A 17,762-nucleotide genomic window follows, 5' to 3' on the forward strand; every position below is an offset into this window, starting at 1 on the left:
GATAATGACTTATTTGAGTAATATGCATTTTAAGGGATTAAGCTAAAGCAACTGCTTGTTGAGCTTGTTCTTGCAACTCTGCCTGTAATGAGTGTGCTATTTCTGCTGACCTTACCGAAAGTATTGAGAGTAAGGTGTCGCTTAAACCATGGGATGATTCTGAACGCCCTTGCAAAAATAACGATGGAAGAAAACGTTCGTCCGTTTTAACTTGATAATTTCGATCAATATCAATGTTTCCTAAATAGGCTTTAATAGGTTCTAACATAGGCGCCATTTTAGGTCGTTGATACCCTGTTGCTAAAATTACTAAATCGTAATTATTCGTAGCATGCTGATTTGATTTTCTATCAAGTATAGACAGCGTTATTTTTCCATTTTTTTCAGATGCTTCAGTAACTTCACTGTTAGGGCAATATGTATGTTGCTCCATCATGGCAACTTTTTGTTGATAAAAAATATTATATATTTGCTCAATCATCGATGAGTCAACAGCTGAATAATTAGCGTATTTATATTCTTTTAATAGCTCTTCTCTTTCTTGCTGCGTTTTACTGAATATAGAGTCTGTTGATGATGGGTTAAAAATTTCATTCACATAGGGACTTGAATCTGCTGGCTTCATCGAATTACCACGCATAATTAAATCAACTTTTGCGTGTGGATAATTATCATCAATATCAATAAAAGCTTCCGCAGCACTTTGCCCACCCCCGATTATAGCAATGCGTAAATCTTTTGTTTTTACTGGAATAAGTTTAGCCATTTTTGATAGGTAGTGAGTATGATGAAATACAAGCGGGGTTTGTTTTAGCGGTTGAAAAACTTCCGGTATTAAAGGGGTTCCGCCAGTGCCCATAACAAGTGATTTAGTAAAACGGATCTTACTTGTACCACCTGTATCTGCTGTTGTCACTTTGAGTAATTTTACTTTTTGATTATCCATAACCGGCTCAATAGAGGTAACCTCTTCGCCGTATTGACATTGAGAAGAAAAATGACCCGCAACCCAGCGAAGGTAGTCATTAAATTCTAACCTGCTTGGGTAGAAAGTACTTAAATTTATGAAGTCCACTAAACGATTATGTGAATGTAAATAATTTAAGAAAGAGTAAGGGCTGGTTGGATTTCTCAATGTAACAAGATCTTTCAAAAATGAGACTTGTAGCCCACTTTGGTTAGTAATAGTATCACCATGCCATTGATATTCTCGCTGTTTATCAATAAATAAGGCATTTAGTGTGGTGGAATTGCTCTTAATTTCTTCTAAGGCAATCGCCAAAGCTATATTTGATGGGCCAAATCCGACACCAATGATATCGTATGTAGGTATTAGTGGCTGTGCCATGCTTAAACTCCTCGTTTAAAACAACTTTTATCTGCTACATAAATTTACTTTTGTTTATAAAAATGTGTAGCAGTGGGTATTAGCTGAATAAGGATTCATTAAGTATCCTTATTTAATGAATTACGTTAATTTAGCTTTTTTTTTCAACAACCCAAGGTGAAATGCTTGCTAGTTTTTCACTGGTTTCGGTGAGTTCTCTTTCTGGTGTTGAATCAAGTACAATTCCGGCTCCAGCCTGTAACCAGTGCTGATCGCCTTTACTCATAACACTGCGTAAAACTAATGCTGCGTCAATAACGCCTGTGTGATCTAGTTTTAAAATTGCGCCTGCATAAAGCCCTCTGCTACTGCCTTCGTGTCGTCGTATTTCTGAAAAAGCAGCCAGCTTTTGAATACCAGACGCTGTAACAGCAGGGAATAGGCTTTCGAATGCATGCCAAGCGTTATATTCTGTTTTTAGAGTGCCACAGACTCTCGAAGCTAAATGTTGCACAGAACCTCGCTTTTTTTGAACCATGAACTGTGGTACATGTACAGATTCTGGTTCACAAACTTCATTCATTTCGTCAACTGAAAGTCTCACAGATATTGCGTGTTCGTGGGTTTCTTTTGGATCTTTTAGTAATTCATCAAATATTTTTTGATCTGTTTCTGGATTACCTTCTAATCGTCGAGTACCCGCTAACGGCTCTGTTGTAACTTTACGGTTTTCATCAACTGAAAGTACAATTTCAGGACTAAACCCAGTGATTTTCCAACCAGCTAAATTCATTGTAAATGAACGAGCCGGTGTGTTCATCGAACGCCCTTGAAGCCAAGTCGCAGTGTAATCGGGCGAAAAATGTAGGGGAACCTTACGCGAGAGTATGACTTTTTCTAGTAAACCATTTTTAATATTGGCGACAGACTTTTTGACTGCATTTTTATAATTAATATTGTCTGGTATTTCGACATTTTTGTAAGGAACGTGTGCTCGTACAACTGCATTTTCTAGTATTAAGCGTACTTGCTGCTCAAGTTCACTGGATTTAGATTTAATGAGTGTTGGTTTTTTCCCCAGGGATACCGTTATTTTTGGCTCACAAATAAATAATAACGCTTCTTGACCTGCTTTTTCTTCTTCGGTTAATAGTTCTGGTGATTTCAGGGCATACGCGAATTCAAAACTAGACCATCCGCATGCTTGCCACTCACCATCCCAAGTATTTAATTCTTGCTGTAGGACTTGGCAGAGGTTTTCGCTGTTAACTTGGCGCTGAGTTTTTCCTGCAGAGGTATTAGATTCAATGTGAGTTGCAAATACGGTTATAGATCGAACAATACCCCCTGCAAACCAACATTCACCGTTATCTTCGTAAATTAAATATTCTTTAAATATACCACTGTCGGCTAGAGCGGCTGCTCGTGCGAAGATTAAATTTTGCTCATCGCTTTGGGTTGTGCCTTCATTGGAAAAATTAGTTTTCATAATATCTTATGCTCCTTTTCAAAATACATTTTGCATACACACGGGATTAATTTTCAATCAATGTGTTGCAATAATAACTACAGTAAATAATAATGCAAATTATTATTGTTTATATTTTAGGGTCTGTTTTATGGATAATGCACTTAGGCTAAAGCTTGCGAGAAAATTGGCGGCAACTCGAAAAATAATCATGCCGAATAATAATGTGGACTCTTTATCGACATTAAATCAAAGCTTTACAGTTTCAAAAGCAAAAAATGAGACCAGTTATGTACTTTCTAATGCGCAAGAAAGGATGTGGTTACTTAATCAACTGGACCCACTTTCGTCTGCTTACAATGTTTGTGTCTTGTGGCAATTTAAAGGTTGTTTAGATGCGCGTGTTTTACAGCAAAGTTGTTTTGAATTAGTGAACAGGCACAGTATTTTTCGAACTTCCTATTATGCAGACCCTATTGTTGGTGCTCGACAAAAAGTGCTTGATGAGTTTCCTTTGCAGTGGTGTGAATATGATTTACAAGATTTAGATCATCAGACGCGAGAAGTACGTCTTAAAGAAATAGCACAACATGCAAGTACAGAACCTTTCGATCTTGCAACTAAGAGTACACTTCGACTTGCTCTCGTAAAAATGACCGACAGTCATCACACTTTAGTTATGGTAGGGCAACATATTGTTTGGGACGGGGCGTCATTTGGTATTTTTTCTAATGAATTATCAACATACTATAGGCTAATTAAGAGCGGCGAATCTAAACAACGGGCTCCTTTACCCATCCAGTATTTAGATTTTGCTCAATGGCATCGTGAAAAATGGCAACAAGATTCCGAGCAAAGCAAAGAGCAGGTTGCGTTCTGGCAAAAGCAGCTTACACCGCTACCTGAGCCTATTGATTTTCCAACTGACTTTCCTCGGGGAGTGAAGCAAAATGAAAATGGTGGCTGGCACAGTGATAATCTTGATCAAGCAACAACACAAACCCTACTTACGTTAGCACGAGAAGAACAAGTTACAACTTTTGAAGCCATTATTGCGGTGATTGCTTTATTAATGACTCGGCTTTCTAGGGCCTCAGAAGTGACGATAGGGACAGTGGCTTCGCATCGTAATTTACCTGAGCTGAGTGACCTGATAGGTAATTTTGGGAATGTTATTCCACTGCGGATTAAGGTTGATAATAAACTTTGTTTTCGTGAACTGATCCGTGATTGTGCGACACAATGTCGTGCTGCTTTTTCACATGCAGATTTACCCTTTGAATTATTACTTGAAAAATTACAAATAAAACGAGGGGAATCGCAAAACCCATTATTAGACACTATGGTGACTTTCTTAAGCCATGGGATGTCTCCACCCATAATAGATGACTTAGATGTACATTGGGAAAAGTATTTTAATGGTACAACGCAAACAGATCTCTCTTTTGACGCATTATTAAAAGATAACTGCCTTCAGTTTCAAGCCACTTGGCGTGCTTCATTATATCGACCAAAAACCATACCAAATCATTTGAAACGGTTGCTACAGTTACTTAAACATTGTGTCCAAGAACCAGATATAGCACTAGCTAACATTACCACTGTATTACCCGATGAAAATCAATTAATAAAATGGGGTCAACGCGATGCTTTTGCAAGCCCAATAACAACGCTCGTTGCTTGGTTTGAGAATACCGTGAGTAAATACCCAAATCGAACTGCCGTTGAGTTAGTTGGCAGTGAAACGATAAAGAGTGTTTTGCAACAACAAAACGTGCTGCATGACCTCAGTTTTTTAACGCTCAATGCAAGAGCAAATAGAGTCGCAAGGTGGCTAGTATCGCAAGGGATTGGGCCAGAAGATCGGGTTGCCATAATAATGCCTCGCCAGTTGGAATGGTTCGTTGTGATGCTTGGTACACTCAAGGCAGGTGCCGCTATTGTACCTATAGATCCAAATTATCCAGAGGATTACATTAACCGAGTACTTACATTGGCGGCGCCAAATATAGTAATTAATAATGGTGATGCACATTCATTTGAATCAGCTAAAGCGGCTGAATTACAAACTAAAACAGTCAGTCTGTTAGTTATTGAGAATGAAGCATTAAGTATAAAAAATAGTGATCTTAATCTTACAAACGAAGAGAGATGCCGGCCATTGCGCCCATCTCATCCAGCCTGTATTACGTTTACATCCGGCTCAACAGGGCAGCCAAAAGGTGTGGTTGTAAAACATGCTTCGCTGGTTAACCTTATTGCTAGTCATAAACACGATCTCTATAGCGAAGCTTCTGCGCTTGTAGAACATAATCAGCTAAAAGTTGGCCATGCTTGGTCTTTGGCTTTTGATGCCTCATGGCAACCTACACTGTGGATGTTTGAAGGCCATAAAGTCTATTTATTTGATGCAAATACGATGCAAGACGCGGTCACTCTTGCCAAAGAGATAATGCTTAAAAAAATGGATTTTATTGAGTTAACTCCCAGTATGCTAGATGAAGTATTACCGTGGTTACAGTCAGGACTTACAGATACAAATGGGCAATTTATTGAACCTCACACACCTGCAATATTGGGTTTTGGTGGTGAATCGGTAAAACAAGAGCTTTGGCAACGTATAAAGAGCCTTCCTGGTACGTTGGGCTTTAATTTATATGGCCCGACAGAGGCAACAGTGGATGCGATGATTGCTAAAACCAATGCCGCTGAAAAGCCGGTAATAGGTGGGCCGGTTGCAGGAGGGCAAGTTTATGTTTTAGATAGTTGCTTGCAATTAGCGCCTTTAGGGGTGCCTGGTGAGCTTGCAATTGCTGGTGCTGGATTAGCAAGAGGATACCTTGATCGTAGTGATTTAACAGCAAGCAAGTTTATTGCTAATCCTTTTGCTGAACAAGGTGAAAGACTTTATCTAAGTGGTGATAGAGTAAAATGGACAACTCAAGGAAATATTGAATACATTGGCCGTATAGACGAGCAAGTGAAAATTAGAGGTTTTCGTGTTGAGCCGCTCGAAGTTGAGTCAACCATTGAGCTGTTAATTAAATGTCCTTGCGCTGTCATTGCCAGAGCAGTTACTCAAAGTGCGATGGAGTTAATTTGTTATATTGAAAATGAAATAGAGCAACTAAGCGATAATCAAGAGGCTAATTTAAACTTAATAGCTCGCTTTCGCTATGTATGTGAGCAAGCTCTACCCCCTCACTTAGTCCCCAAGTATTTTGTAATTAATAAAAAACTACCTAAGTTACCTAATGGAAAAATTAATCGTAAAGCGCTGTCGATACCTGAAGATTTAGGTGTTATTGCCAAAAGAGCCCCTCGCAATGAACTGGAGAAAAAGCTATGTAATTTAGTGTGTGACGTTTTAGGGATTGAGACAATAGGCATTGACGATGGATTTTTTGCAGTGGGTGGCGATAGTATTTCAGTTGTAAAATTAGTCAGTCGCGCTCGTCGAGAAGGGATCCACCTTACTCCTCGTCAAGTATTTAATGCAAAATGCATTGCGAATTTGGTTAAAGAATTACACGAAGTTGATCCCCTCGGAGACAGTCAAAATAGTAAAACGGTTAACCACGATAGTAATGATAAAGGTCAGCTTACTTCAACTTTATTAATGCAGCGCTACCTTAATGCAGCGACACCGCTTGATCGATTTGCACAACTAGCAAGTGTAGTAGTGCCTGAAAGTATGACGGCTGGTGAACTAAAAAAGCTTGTGTATGCTTTACTTAATCGCCATGGGTTGTTGCGAGCTCAATTGGTGCAATCGGGTACGGGGGAGTTATCCCTAAATGTTCCGGTTGAAAATACCCAAACTATTTATTGTGAGCAAACTTATCAACAGTGTGATGATGATAAGTATAGAGTGTATTCTGAAAATGCTGATTTACCCACTTTAGAAAACTCAGGTGTATTATCAGCAGCTGAGTTGGCAAAACAACTATGCAGTAATTTAAGTCCTGAAAATGGTGTTATGGTTGCCGTATTGTTAGTTAAAGAAAATGAAAATAATAACCAAAGGGCTTGGTTTGCCATAAACCATTTAGTCATAGATGCCTCATCATGGCATATTTTGGCTGAAGACCTTGCGATTGTCCGAAATCAGCAAGTGAGTAATGAAAAACTTGAATTACCTCCTGTACCAACATCATGGCGTAGTTGGTCCAATCATATAAATAAATTAAGCCAGCAGTATATACCTGCGCCAAATTCAACCAATTTGGGAACGTTGGCAAGTGCTCACACATTAACTTGGAGCTTGGAACCTTATAATAAAACATGTCCTGCATTAACTGTCGCTCGTAGGTTAGGGCTTCCACTGGCTAGTTTATTACCTGCTATAAGTTGCTTAGCTGCTATTACATCAAAATTAAAACCAGCGCTAGATAATCGCTGCCCTACCTTGGTACTAGAGCGGCATGGTCGAGAAGTACAGGAACCAACACAAGATTTAAGCAGGACCATTGGCTGGTTTGCCCGTGAAGTTTATGTGGCTCTCAATAGTGATGTTTTAAAGACTAAATCGGACGAAATGTCGAGCCAGTTGATAGAAACAGTGTTGCGTAAATGGTGTGGTCAAATTATTCAGCAAGACTCTCCTTTTGTATCATCAAGTGGTGTCGCGCCTGCTCAACAAGGTGTAAATGGATGGTTAGTCGGTTTTAATTTTCTTGGTGATTTAAATTTATCCTCCAATTCAGATTTATGGTCAGTAACTCCGCTTCTTGAGCAGCTCACTGAAGCTTGCTCCGATCACTGGCCGTTACTAAATTCTTTAGATTTAACAGCCTATTACAGCCAACAAAAAGGGATAAAAACACTTCACTTTAATGCGATAGCACCTAGTAGCGAATTGCACCATAGTGATCTACTACGATTTAAAGCTGAGTTAAATAAGCTTTTTCATCAACTACACGACTGTTTTATTGAAGAACAACAACAGCTACAAGCGCAAGGTCTTGTTGATAGTAATAATTTGACAATTAAGCCAGCTACGCCACTGCAAGTTGAAATGCTTCGCCACTGTCATGGACTAGCAGATCCATGGACAACACAAATGGAAATAACTCTTTCTAATCAACACAACCCAGAAATATCTGAAAGTGCTTTAAAAGCAGGGGCCGCGGATCTTCTGCGCCGTCATGACGCGCTAAGATCAGGCTTTTTTGTGAAAACATTTTCTACCTTTACTGCCGATATACTCGAGCCTGTATGGGAAACTTTAGATTTACGTGGTGAACCAAGTGAGCAATATGAAGCACTGTTAGCGCAGCATCGCACAGCATGGTACCAATATCGCTTTGAATTTGATGCTCCGCCACTCATGCGATTTTTATCTATACGTATAAGTGATAGTCAGTGGCTAATTTTGATTCATTGTCATCACTTACTGCTTGATGGTTGGTCAGCCCCTCGAATTTTGCAAGAGTGGCTTGGAGGAATGAGTGCTGAAGCCACTTTAGCTTATCCAAATTTACATTGGGGTCAATATCTTGATTGGTTACAAAAACAAGATCCGACAATAGCTTGTCAATATTGGAATAAAGCGCTGAATGGTTTCAAAGCCCCTTCATTATTGTGCCCGACAAGACAGCAACGATTTCCTTCACAAGAATTATCTAGTGTGCTTTGTGCTGCTGTAAACACAGATGTTAAAGCATTAGCTGCAAAGATTAATGTATCTACGGCCATGCTATTTCAATTGGCATGGGCTAAAACAGTGGGTAATGCACTTAATCAGGACGATGTCGTATTTGGTTTATTTGATTCTGGTCGTGCAGCGTCGTTAGCAGGTATTGAAACGCTTGTTGGATTGGTTACTCAGTTAGTACCAATACGGATTAAGACCGATCCTTTGAGTAGTCCAATTGCGTTGTTGCAGCAGTTGCAAACTGAGCAATTTGAATGGCAAGCGTTAGCTCCGGTTAGGTTGGATAATTTGGAGGCGACTCATCGTTTTGGTGAATTTTTTGATACTTTATTAGTTATTGAAAATGCCCTTGATGCGGATACACAAACCGCAGAGCCAATTAAACAAGTCGATTCATCTCAAGGGCTTACATTACCAGTTGCATTGGCAGGATTGAAGGATGTTAAGTGGCAAGATTCGGTTGGCCAAGCCGCTGCTTTATTTATCTACCCTGGTGCAACAACCAAGATCCGTTTGAGCTTTGACCCGCATGCAGTGGGTCAAAAACGTAGCGCTCAGCTATTAACTGATTTTGAGTTCTATTTGCAAGAAGTTGTCGATAGTTGTAACAAATTCAGTCATGAAGCCGCAAATTCTGCGCAACTTAATAACAGCGAATTAAACCCCCTATCAACAGTCTCTTTGGAGTTAAATCATGAGTGAAAATATTTTCGATGATGAATCAATGGCATTTGTAGTTCTTATCAATCATGAAAAACAGTATTCGTTATGGCCTGAAGTATTAACTATTCCTTCTGGTTGGGAGCAGGTTTTTGGCCCTCAAACACGTGATACTTGTTTGAGTTGGCTAAATGATAATTGGACAGATTTACGTCCTAAATCACTCATAGAGATGGATGGGAATTAATATGGAGCAGATTAACAAAGGGATGCCAGCAGGTACAGCATGCCTGTATCAATCCTTTGCTGAACAAGTCGTTATGCACCCTAATCGCATCGCCGTTAGTGATGAACATAGCTCCTTGACATATAAAGCGCTTAAACAAAAAGCTGATTTGGCATCACATCGACTTTATGCAAGTGGTGTTCGTACAGGAAACTGCGTGGCTTTAATACTGCCTAGAAACTGTGAGCAAATTATTCACGTGTTAGCAATATTGCAACTTGGAGCGTGCTATGTGCCGATTGATCCCGATTACCCTAAAGAAAGGATCGATTGGATAATTGCTTGTAGTCAGCCTAGCGCAATTGTTACTCAGCGAGAGTTGAGCAAGACACTTTGGGGTAACGATTCACTTACTAAAGCTATGAGTCATTTGTTGTTTGTCGAGGACCAATTTAACTTTGTTCCAGATGAGCACGAGAAACCTGTTTACAGAGCCGCAGGTGCTTTCGCTTATATTATTTTTACTTCAGGGTCGACGGGAAACCCTAAGGGAGTTGTTGTAGGGCATCAGCAAGTTCTGGCCTTAATTAATGCGGCAATGCCTTTATTAGATGCAACACATACTGATGTTTGGGCTTTGTTTCATTCACTGGCTTTTGATTTTTCGGTGTGGGAAGTGTGGGGAGCTTTGACCACAGGAGCCAAGCTAACGATTATTCCAAAAAGTGTAATTTGGTCACCAGACGCCTTAGTGCAATATTTGAGAGCAGAAAAGGTCACTATTCTGAATCAAACGCCTTCAGCATTTTATGCCTTAATTGACGCAGAAAGTAAGGCTCTAAAAATGAGTGAGCAACCACTATGCTTGCGCAAAGTGGTCTTTGGTGGTGAAGCACTTAATTTGGATAAAGTAAAAAAATGGTGGCAGCTTTACCCTTGCGAAATATTGCAATTGATAAACATGTACGGGATCACAGAGACAACGGTGCACGTAACATGGCTAACACTAAGTGATTCACTTTGTGGCACTGAAAATAGTCCAATAGGTGAAGGGCTATCTAGTTTGGAGGTGCTTTTACTTGATGAAAATTTAGAAAAAGTGGCTGATGGTGAAATTGGTGAAATTTATGTAGCAGGAGATCAAGTGGCATTCGGTTACATCAATCGCCCTGATCTAACCGCGATGCGATTTGTTGCCAGTCCTTTTCACACTGGGAAGCGGATGTATCGTTCGGGTGACTTAGCGAAGCAAATTGATGGTCAACTCTTTTATTTTGGTCGCGCAGACAGGCAATTGAAAGTAAGGGGATTTCGTATTGAGCCGAGTGAAATAGAAGTTGTTTTAGAATCTCATGCAAAGATACAAAGAGCAGCCGTGATAGCAAAACCATGCCTCGACAGTGGTTTATCAGATGGCTTAATTGCTATTTTAATCGCGACAGAGGAATCATTTACGGCACAACCAATAGCAACATTGAGAAATTATCTATCTCAGCTTCTCCCTGTTCACTATTTACCTTCAGACTTTCTATTTGTTAAAAAATTCCCGCTAACAGTAAATGGAAAACTGGATGAGAAAGCGTTACTTATGCAGTGGCAAGCAAATCAAAAAAGTACTTCTTCTTTGCATCAACAGCGGCTAGAGCTGCTGCGTTTGAAGCAACAAGACATCCTCGCCAAGTCAACAACATGATTTGGTAAAGACAAACATTAAGAATGGAAACTACCCAAATGAATAAAAATAGTAATTCAGCCTCGCTATTAGAAGATGTACTTGCTGTCGTTAGTAATACGTTAAATTTACAGCCTGGCGCTGTCTCAGCAGAATGTAACCTAATTGAAGCAGGACTTGATTCGATCACATTAATGAACTTAGTGTCAACTTGGCGAGCGGCTGGTTATGATATTAACTTTGCAGATTTAGCTAAAAAACCATTCGTGGGGGCATGGGTTGAGTATCTTAGGGTATCGGCTGCCAGCCTCGCTGATAATACACAAGACACTATCTTTGGGGTCCCAAAAATAAAAATCGGGAAACTTCCTCATGCGCCTTTTTCACTTGCGCCTATGCAGTATGCCTATTGGTTAGGACGTGATGTTAATCAACCGCTTGGGGGTGTATCAGCGCATCTGTATTGTGAATTTGAGTTGTCGGCAATCAATGATAAGTCACAGCCATTAGACTTAGCCCGTTTGACGCTAGCAATAGAGAAACTTGTTCAACGTCATAGCTCGTTGCGTTTACAAGTATGTTCCAGCGGACAGCAAATACATAATCCAAGTAATAATACAGTGCATGTCATCTTTAATGATTTACGAGATAAACCTACTGATGTTGCGCAGCAGTTATTAGAGCAGTATCGCTCGACCTATTCATCACAAATGTTAGATATTGAGTCAGGAGAAGTATTTGCGGTCGCTTTAAGCTTATTAGAAAATGGTAACAGTCGCCTGCATTTAGACATTGATATGATAGCTGCAGACGCCGTTAGTTATCGCACGCTACTGCGTGATCTTGCACTGTTATACGATGACCCCGATGTAGAACTTGCTGATTTAGCAATGAGTTATAAAGATTGCCGAATGGCCATTGAGCATAATTGGGAGTCAATAAAAGAAAGCTCAGGAATGTGGTGGCAAACACAGCTAGCTTCTTTACCCAATGGTCCATTACTGCCTTTAAAAGCAGCTTCATCGCAGCATCCTATTACAACACGACGCCATTTTAATATTGATCCGCAGCGTAAAGCACAATTATATGCGCAATGTCGTCAGTATGGATTAACCCCATCAGTGGTGTTAGCAACCGTGCTGGCAGAAACTCTGGCTGGATGGAGCAAAGATCCGCGTTTTATTCTCAATGTTCCTTTATTTCAACGTCCACTCGCAGGCCCTAATATTAAAGAGGTGGTAGGCGACTTTAGTAGTTCAATACTTCTCGATGTTGATACTGGCCCGACTGCAACTTTTGTGACACGAGCGCGTGATGTTCAATCTAGTATGCACGAGGGAGCAGCGCGCGCAGACTACGGTGGAGTTCATGTTTTAAGAGATTTAGGGCGTGCACGTGGGCAGCAAGTAACAGCGCCTGTTGTATTTACAAGCGCATTAAATTTAGGTGAGTTATTTGATGCAAATGTGCGCCGAGTCTTTGGGGATCCTATTTGGATTATTTCTCAAGGGCCACAGGTATTACTTGATGCGCAAGTAACTGAACTTGATGGTGGTATTTTAATTAACTGGGATTGTCGAGAGGATGCTTTTGTAGATGGTGTGCTCGATGCAATGTTTAATTTTTTCAGTAATACCGTGGTGAACCTCGTCACTGAGCCGGATTATTGGGATACGCATATTGGTGATACGTTACCCAAAAATAGAGCCGTTGCTGAGGTCCAAGAGCCAGTAATTACTAAAAATGTGGAACATGATGAAACCTCGTTAAGTATGCCAATAGTTCGTGTGGTAGCTTCTATTTGGCATGAAGTGATCGGGGGGGATGGTAGTAATATTCATCAAAACTTATTTGCTGCGGGTGGGGATTCTGTTTTAGCAAGTTCGTTAATCGCGCAAATTAGGGAAATCTTCGGATCCAATTCGATAGACATGAAAAGCTTATTTAGTTCACCTTCTATTGCAGGCATTGCCGCTTCAATTACTGACTCGAGCGATGCTGAAGAAGTATTACAAATTGCTCAAGTGTATTGTGAAATCTTAGATTTAGATGATGACGCACTCAGTGCTGAATTGGAAATGGAGGGGTCACTGTGACTGAGTTTGTGCCTACCGAAGCCGGGTTATATGCTTGGCCAGAAGAAATAAGCAGAAAGTACAAAGAGCAGGGGGTGTGGAAAAATGAAAACTTTGCAAATTGGTTAACTGCAAAACTTAAGCAATATGCTGATGTTATTTTGCTCAGCGGCCCCGACCTTCAATCTGGTGAATGGCAACAGATGACAGGTCAAGAAATAAGCGCTGTCGTGAATAATATAGTAGAGCATTGCCACAGTATTGGTCTTGGGCGAGGTGATAAAGTGGTGATGCAAATGGGTAATAATAATGCATTTGTATTAACCTTTTTCGCTTTACTCCAGCTAGGCGTTATTCCTGTCATGGCGTTACCTGGACATGGACAACGTGAAATTTTGCATTTTGTGAAATTAACACAAGCACGTGCTTGGTTTGTTAGTGAACAATCGATTAGCTTCGATTGTCATGCATTTGCCAATGAGCTACTTAATACAGTCCCAACACTTAAACATGTTGTTGTGGATGGCCTAGATTTAAAACCGCATTCGTCAATATTATCTTTACTAGGGTTTACTAAGGCAACTGAAGCTCAAATGACAGCACTTGAGTTTCCTGGTCTCGCAGCGGATCCTGCTGAAATGGCTTTATTATTATGCTCAGGCGGTACAACAGGAATACCGAAGTTAATTCCAAGAACACATAGAGATTACCTCTACAATATAAAAGCCAGTGCTAAGCTGTGTGAATTGAGTTCACAAGACCGCTATCTTGTTGCATTACCAGCGGCCCATAATTTTCCATTAGCTTGCCCAGGTATTTTAGGTGCGATTGAAGTGGGAGCTGGTGTCGTTATGTGTCCAGTGCCGAGTCCTGAAATTGCATTTGAGTATATTGAAAAAGCAGGGGTTACGGTGACAGCGTTAGTGCCGACTTTAGTGAAAACTTGGCTTAATTATGCTGCATTAGTAACACCTCCAGCGGCATGTCTTGATTTATTACAAGTTGGCGGTGCTAAACTTGATGAAGCTACAGCTCGCAGAATCGGTAATGAACTTAATTGTAATTTACAACAAGTGTTTGGCATGGCTGAAGGACTTCTTAATTTCACTCGTAATTCAGATCCTAGTGTTTTAAAACTCAAGACTCAAGGACGTCCATTATCTGATTTGGATGAAGTTAGGGTGGTGGACGAACAAGGCCAGGATGTTGCAAAGGGAAAGTGTGGCGAGCTGTTGACCAGAGGTCCATATACAATCCGTGGTTATTATAAAGACGAGCAAGCCAATCAAAAATCATTTACTACTGAAGGTTATTACCGTACTGGGGATCAGGTAAGGCGGCTAAGCAGTGGTCATCTTATTGTTGAAGGCCGAATCCAAGAGGTTCTTCGCCGAGGTGGAGAAACTATTTCGGTTGAAACATTAGAGGCTCATTTAGCCTGCCATCATGGCATAAAAGATGTTGCTGTTGTGGGACTACCTTGCGAACAACTCGGTGAACGAACATGCGCAGTTATTGTTTCGCAAGACCCAAATTCGCCTAAGTTAGCACTCAAAGACGTAAGGCAATACTTAGCGGCACAAGGTGTTGCACGCTATATGTTGCCAGATACAGTGGCGTACGTTGAACATATCCCATTAACCGTTATAGGTAAAATTGCTCGTAAAAAATTATCTGCACAAATTCACCTTGAGCTTAATAAGCAACACCAAGCAATACAAACAGTGTGAATTAAATTAATGATGCGCAATCACCACCAGAGGATGTACCGCAATGGCTGGCTGCTGAATATAAGCAAGCTAATGATGTTGATTGTGGCTAATAGTGGATTGGTAGTGCGTTTAAAGTATTAGTTATTACTGGGAGTTTGTTGTTTAACTTGTTGATGAAACAAACTCCCTCAATACCCTTTATTTAATTATGAGGTGAGCCTTATCATCGATGAACAATTTACTTTAACGGCTGAGTTAAAGAGCGAATACCAAAGTCGAGTAATTGAGTATGCACGTGAATTACTGCAATTTGAATCGGTAACACCTGATGACGCAGGTTGCCAAGCATGGATTGCAAAAAAGTTATCAATGCTGGGAGCAAAAATCGATACATTTGAAAGTCATGGGGTGAGTAACCTAATTGCTGTTATATCTAATGGTGATGGACCCGATTTAGGTTTTTGTGGGCACACGGATGTTGTGCCCGCAGGTAATCTTAATAAATGGCAAGCCCCACCTTTTGCAGGTGAAATTAAAAATGATTACCTGATCGGTCGAGGCATCGCAGATATGAAAGGCGGTATTGCCGCAGCCTTAGTTGCAGCTGAGATGCTAGTACTCGAAGGGAGCTTTGTTGGGCGACTATGGTTTTTAATTACCAGCGATGAAGAGGGCGATGCTTTATTCGGCTCATGTGAAATTGTAAAACATTTTAAAGATGCAAAACAGGACTTGGATTATTGTATTGTTGGAGAACCGACATCAATAAAGCAGTGCGGTGACATGCTAAAAATTGGACGCAGAGGGGCGTTGAGTTTTGCCATTCAAGTTAATGGAAAAAGTGCGCACGTTGCTTATCCGACTCAAGGCATTAATGCTATCCATCATGCCTGTAGCATTGTAAAAGATTTAATGAAATTTGATTGGGATAATAGAGATAGCAATCAGCTTGGTACAACAATGCAAGTCACTCATATCGACTCAGGCTTGTGCAGCGATAATGTCATACCTGACGCTGTAATAATTAATTTAAATATTCGTTATACCACGGCTTACAGTGAAGATGATCTAATTCATTTAGTCACTCATATTGTAACGCGAACTACTAATGATTTCTCACTAACAACATCGCATGCTTGCAACCCTTATTACTCTGCAGAGAATAGTAAAAATAAACTTTCGCTAATAAAAGAGTGTAAAACAGCCATTAATCAATGTACTGGTTTGCTTCCTCAAACCTCAACTGCAGGAGGAACTTCTGATGGCCGTTTTTTTAGCGATATTTGTCCGCAAGTAGTTGAACTTGGTTTAACTAACGGCACTATCCATCAAGAAAATGAACGAGTTCATATTAGCGAGCTTGGAAATTTAACAAATATCTATTTTACGGTGTTTAAAAAGTTACTAAGTAACCTGAACACGGGTTAAGAGATTTACTAACATATTGAATCATGGTGATATTTAAATTTATTTTCTCTAGCCAGAGATTTTCAGTGAAAACAAGGCGAATTTACGCGTCAATAGCTGGCCTATTGCAAGTAAATTCAACGCAGTTAGCGCTGAAAATAGCTGCTCGAGATAGATTTATTATCCAGAGTTCAGGTTAAATAAATAGGGGAAAAATAAGCTTTAATTTACTTCTCGATGTTGAATTTGCAGCCGAGTGTTTGATTTTTAGGCAAGGTAGCGCCTATGTAGTGTGGTTATTTACCATAAGTAGGCGATGACAAACATGGATGACACTCGCTGCTATTTAGGTTTGACTCGGTGATGAAACCCTTTTGTCATCCACTATTTTAATTATTCTCACAAGGATACAGCTATTAGAGTAACGCGGGCCGTTATGGGGCGACTTGGTTACACATTTTACGCCGTGATTAAATGGCCTTTAAATTGAAATAATTTAACTCTGAAAAGCTAACATACCTTATTACCTAAGAGGCTAAACTAAATTTTATAGGTCATTAAAACAATCATAATAAAAACTACAAGTTGTAAATGAAAACTGTTAGTATTTTTGTTTTCAAATTAAATTTAACATCAATGAAACCCTTATCTATTTTATTTATTATGTTTGTTACTTTACTTGCTAATAGCTATGTACATGCAAGTCCGCAGCCTGTTAATCCACAGCGAATAGTGGTTGCAGGGGGCTCAATAACAGAAGTTATTTACGCCCTTGGTGAACAACAACGCATTGTTGGCGTTGATAGCACCAGTGTTTATCCAGCCGCTGCAACTCAGAAGCCACAAATTGGCTATGTTCGCAAAATAAGCGTTGAAGGTGTGTTGTCATTAAATCCAGATCTTATCCTCGCTGAATCAGATATTGGTCCTAAAAAAATGGTTGAGCAATTAAAGCTCACTGGCGCTAACTTGGTTATCTTGCATGAAAACGACAACTTTTGGCGTATTGAAAATAAAATAGAGCAAATAGCCAAACAATTAAATGTTGTGAGTAAGGGCAATATGCTCGCAGACTCTTTGCAAGCGGACCGCAAGGCCTTGTCATATATTTTAGAGCAAACAAGTACTAAACCTAAGGTTTTGGTTATCCGCAGTAGTAAACTTATGGTTGCAGGGGCAGAGACGACTGCTGATGAGTTGGTAACTATTGCCGGTGGAGTGAATATGATGGCTCAAACAATGGTTAACTGGCAGACGATTTCAAGCGAGGCTGCATTGGCACTAAATCCTGATGTGATTATTAGTATGGGAATTGGCGCCAATGATCAGCAACCAAGCGCTGAAATATTATCTGTTTTTAAATATTCAAATGCGATAAAAAATGCACGTATTTACAATTTTGATGCGCTCTATTTGTTAAGTATGGGGCCTAGAACGCCTCAAGCGGCCGTAGAACTAGCGCATGCATTTTATCCTAAAACACGCTTGCCAGATGGCTATCAATATAGATTTTTAAAATTAGCTGAAAACAGCACAAAACAACAGGACGAGCGATAGTT

Annotated in this window: 9 protein-coding genes; 7 read left to right on the plus strand and 2 right to left on the minus strand. The window is 40.1% G+C overall.

Annotated features, from left to right (window positions below; all coding sequences use genetic code 11):
* Positions 1–37: 37 nt before the first annotated feature.
* Complete coding sequence (locus DC53_RS16510; protein ID WP_007376671.1) at positions 38–1,348, minus strand: lysine N(6)-hydroxylase/L-ornithine N(5)-oxygenase family protein; 1,311 nt, start codon at positions 1,346–1,348, stop codon at positions 38–40.
* A 130-nt stretch (positions 1,349–1,478) separates the two neighbouring features.
* Positions 1,479–2,816, minus strand: a complete 1,338-nt coding sequence (locus DC53_RS16505; RefSeq protein ID WP_033028646.1) for a salicylate synthase — start codon at positions 2,814–2,816, stop codon at positions 1,479–1,481.
* 130 nt (positions 2,817–2,946) lie between these two features.
* Between DC53_RS16505 and DC53_RS16500 the strand changes: the two genes are divergently transcribed.
* From DC53_RS16500 to DC53_RS16470, 7 genes are all read left to right on the plus strand, one after another.
* Positions 2,947–9,153 carry a non-ribosomal peptide synthetase gene (locus DC53_RS16500; protein ID WP_033028647.1) on the plus strand — a complete coding sequence of 2,069 codons (6,207 nt, stop codon included), beginning with the start codon at positions 2,947–2,949 and terminating at the stop codon, positions 9,151–9,153.
* Entirely contained in the window at positions 9,146–9,358 is a 213-nt protein-coding gene (locus DC53_RS16495; RefSeq protein ID WP_008139329.1) for an MbtH family protein, read from the plus strand. Before DC53_RS16500 ends, DC53_RS16495 begins: the two co-directional genes overlap by 8 nt.
* 1 nt (position 9,359) lies before the next feature.
* The gene (locus DC53_RS16490; RefSeq protein ID WP_157847578.1) at positions 9,360–11,030 is read left to right on the plus strand and encodes an amino acid adenylation domain-containing protein; all 1,671 of its coding nucleotides are present in this window, start codon (positions 9,360–9,362) and stop codon (positions 11,028–11,030) included.
* A gap of 38 nt (positions 11,031–11,068) precedes the next feature.
* A complete protein-coding gene (locus DC53_RS16485; RefSeq protein ID WP_033028649.1) occupies positions 11,069–13,105 on the plus strand; it encodes a condensation domain-containing protein in 2,037 nt (678 codons plus the stop codon).
* The gene (locus tag DC53_RS16480) at positions 13,102–14,814 is read left to right on the plus strand and encodes a (2,3-dihydroxybenzoyl)adenylate synthase (RefSeq protein ID WP_033028650.1); all 1,713 of its coding nucleotides are present in this window, start codon (positions 13,102–13,104) and stop codon (positions 14,812–14,814) included. The genes DC53_RS16485 and DC53_RS16480 overlap by 4 nt, the downstream gene beginning before the upstream one ends.
* Before the next feature lie 195 nt (positions 14,815–15,009).
* Positions 15,010–16,224 (plus strand): succinyl-diaminopimelate desuccinylase, encoded by a 1,215-nt coding sequence (dapE, locus tag DC53_RS16475; RefSeq protein WP_033028651.1) that lies wholly within the window; start codon positions 15,010–15,012, stop codon positions 16,222–16,224.
* A 570-nt stretch (positions 16,225–16,794) separates the two neighbouring features.
* A complete protein-coding gene (locus DC53_RS16470) occupies positions 16,795–17,760 on the plus strand; it encodes a heme/hemin ABC transporter substrate-binding protein (protein ID WP_045984468.1) in 966 nt (321 codons plus the stop codon).
* The last annotated feature ends 2 nt before the right edge of the window (positions 17,761–17,762 follow it).

Source organism: Pseudoalteromonas fuliginea (assembly GCF_000690055.1).
GTDB classification, from domain to species: Bacteria; Pseudomonadota; Gammaproteobacteria; order Enterobacterales; family Alteromonadaceae; genus Pseudoalteromonas; species Pseudoalteromonas fuliginea.